The organism is Legionella nigrisilvae, assembly GCF_977063395.2.
This window is the reverse complement of sequence record NZ_CDRUGZ020000029.1, coordinates 1-1,200: the sequence shown is the minus strand read 5'-3', so window position 1 is coordinate 1,200 and position 1,200 is coordinate 1. Positions and strand designations below refer to the sequence as shown.

Here is a 1,200-nt window from a genome sequence, read left to right as displayed (position 1 = left end):
GGTAATCCCCCCATTTTTAACTGACACTAAAAGTAGAAACCTAGGCTGCTAGAGCCAATTTTCTTTTGGGTGGTATACCTCCAATAGCCGAGTTAGGACGTTCATTGTTATAAGACCAAAGCCACTTGGTGGCCTGTTCCTGGACTTGTTCAATACTCTCAAATAAGTATTGATTAAGCCAGTCATACCGAACAGTACGATTATAGCGCTCAATATAGGCATTTTGCTGCGGACAACCTGGCTGAATGAATACAAGCTCAATATCGTGATTTTTAGCCCATCTTGCGAGCTTATGGCTTACGTATTCAGGCCCATTATCACAACGTATCTGCTTAGGCTTGCCTCGCCATTCAATGACTTGCTCCAGTGTCCGGATGACTCGGGCAGAAGGCAATGAAAAATCCGCTTCGATTGTCAGGCCTTCCCGGTTAAAGTCATCAATAATATTCAGTAGCCGATAACAGCGTCCATTATCCAGTTGATCATGCATAAAATCCATTGACCAGCACTGGTTGCTTGATGTTGGCACGGCCAGGGACTCAGGCTTTTCCCTGATTAACCGTTTTTTGGGTTTTATCCGTAAATTTAACTCGAGCTCTTTGTATACACGGTAAACACGTTTGTGATTCCAACAAAAACCTTTCACGTTGCGCAAATATAAAAAACACAAGCCAAATCCCCAGTTACGGTTGTTTTGAGTTAAGCGCATTAGCCAATCCGCTATGACCCTGTTTTCTTCATTCAGTTTGGGTTCATAACGGTAGCACGTCTCACTGATGCTAAATAACCAGCAAGCCATCCTGACTTCAATATTCCGTTCCCGCACTATCACGCGCGCAAGCTCTCGGCGAGCGGATGGCTTTTTTACTTTTTTTCAAGCACCTCTTTTAAAATTTCTGACTTTAAGCGCTCTTCAGCGTACATCTTCTTTAAGCGGCTATTCTCTGCTTCAAGTTCCTTTAGCCGAGCCATCATTGGAAGATCCATGCCTCCATACTTGGCTCGCCAGTTATAGAATGTCGCATTGCTTATACCATGCTCTCGACATAAATCTGGAACTGCAACACCACTTTGAGCTTGCTTCAATATCGACAGGATTTGGCTGTCACTAAATTTTGATTTCTTCATGCAGAATCTCCTTGCACATACATTACGAGAAAATTCTACTTTTGGCATCAACTATTTTGTGGGCGGATTACC

At 43.2% G+C, this 1,200-nt stretch carries 1 protein-coding gene; it reads right to left on the bottom strand.

The window, feature by feature from the left end; translation table 11 throughout:
• Positions 1 to 40: 40 nt before the first annotated feature.
• A protein-coding gene (locus ACWTE2_RS22310; protein ID WP_161516441.1) for an IS3 family transposase occupies positions 41 to 1,128 on the bottom strand; the annotation gives its coding sequence in 2 pieces (ribosomal slippage) (positions 41 to 867 and positions 867 to 1,128; 1,089 coding nt in all).
• Positions 1,129 to 1,200: the final 72 nt, after the last annotated feature.